Source organism: Streptomyces sp. NPDC048473, from assembly GCF_043200155.1.
Taxonomy (GTDB): Bacteria; Actinomycetota; Actinomycetes; order Streptomycetales; family Streptomycetaceae; genus Streptomyces.
Map to the genome: position 1 here is coordinate 1 of NZ_JBICXE010000187.1, position 1,435 is coordinate 1,435.

Consider the following 1,435-nt stretch of genomic DNA (forward strand, 5'->3'; position numbering starts at 1 on the left):
CCCGCCCACACCCACGCATCAGCCAGGTCCCCACCCATAACAACACCAACGAGCGACCTGCCCAACCGTCACGCAAAACACCGTTGCAGTACTAGGGTGCGTTTCAGAAGTGGATCTTGATGTGTCAAGATCCACTTCATGGGGAGGCATGATCTGACGAATGCGCAGTGCGCGAAGCTGGAGCCGCTGCTCCCGGTCGGAAGGAAGCCTGGACGGCCGCCGGTGCGCACCAAGCGACAGTTGATAGACGGCATACGCTGGCGCACTCGCGCTGGTGCTCCCTGGCGGGACGTGCCTGAGCGGTATGGCCCGTGGGAGACGGTGTACGGACTGTTCCGGCGTTGGCAGCGGGACGGCACCTGGCATCGCATCTTCGAGCAACTGCAGGCCCGGGCCGACGCCGAGGGGCTGATTACCTGGGACGTCTCGGTGGACTCGCTCCCGCGCGAACCGCGCCTACCTGCGCAAGCGCGGTATCCGCTGCACGATCCCGGAGAAGCGTGACCAGATCGCCAACCACAAGAAACGCGGCCCTCACGGCGGTCGGCCGCCGAAGTTCGACAAGGCCGACTACAAAGAGCGCCACGCGGTGGAGTGCGGAATCAACCGCCTCAAGCGGTACCGCGCGGTCGCCACGAGATACGACAAGCTCGCCGTCCGCTACGAAGCGACCGTACTGGTCGCAGCCATCAACGAGTGGCTGTGTACCAGCATCCTCATGCTCGTCCTGGTGGCTTTCACTGGTCTTCGGTGTCGAATGCCTGGGCCACGGCGAGGCTGTCCTCGTAGATATGATGCCGGGTGACCAAGCCGTCTTCGAAGGTGAGGTGCATAGCGAACCGCGCGCGATACGCACGTCCGGTGGACCGAGCGGTCTGGCGAATCTCGCCGATCACGACCGCGTCGTTTCCGTCGATGAGGATGCGCTCAACTTCAGTCGCCACCTGCTCCGGAACGTGGTGCTCGGCAAGTTCGCGATAGTGGGCGGCCGCGTCGGCCCGGGTGGACCGATGACGGATCCAGGGCGTGGCAGTACGACCGTGCTCGGCCTCCGGCCAGTTCAGCTTCCAATCGCCCCGCTCGGCGTACAGCTCGGCGATGCGCTCGGGGTCGCCCTCACCGATCCTGCGCAGTAGCTCCTCAACCGCGGTCCGTGTGTTCGTAGATGTGGCTATGCGCATGATTGGCCCCTCCGTATGGTCCGCGTCCTGCTCACGCGGCGAGATCACCAACCTAGTACTGCAACGGTGTTTTGCGTGACGGTTGGGCAGGTCGCTCGTTGGTGTTGTTATGGGTGGGGACCTGACTGATGCGCGAGTGTGGGCGGGCGAACTGAGCGCGTGCACGAGCGGTTCGTGCACCGGTTTGCCAGAACGGAGCCGCGGGAGTCGGCACTGGCCTATATGCGGGGGCTGATCGCTCCGCTGGAGCGGAA

General features: G+C 64.6%; 1 protein-coding gene and 2 pseudogenes. 2 read left to right on the forward strand and 1 reads right to left on the reverse strand.

Going from position 1 to position 1,435, the window contains the following annotated elements:
- Window positions 1-138 precede the first annotated feature (138 nt).
- A pseudogene (locus tag ACGFU7_RS48140) lies at window positions 139-703 on the forward strand (transposase); the annotation flags it as partial.
- A 34-nt stretch (window positions 704-737) separates the two neighbouring features.
- Here the strand turns inward: ACGFU7_RS48140 and ACGFU7_RS48145 are convergent.
- Window positions 738-1,181 (reverse strand): nuclear transport factor 2 family protein, encoded by a 444-nt coding sequence (locus ACGFU7_RS48145; RefSeq protein ID WP_393705150.1) that lies wholly within the window; start codon window positions 1,179-1,181, stop codon window positions 738-740.
- Between the two features lie 109 nt (window positions 1,182-1,290).
- Here ACGFU7_RS48145 and ACGFU7_RS48150 point away from each other — a divergent pair.
- Window positions 1,291-1,435: pseudogene (locus tag ACGFU7_RS48150) on the forward strand (IS701 family transposase); the annotation flags it as partial.

Coding starts and splice junctions, on each gene's coding strand:
- ACGFU7_RS48145 (WP_393705150.1), bottom strand. CDS start 1,181: ATGCGCATAGCCACATCTACGAACACACGGACCGCGGTTGAGGAGCTA.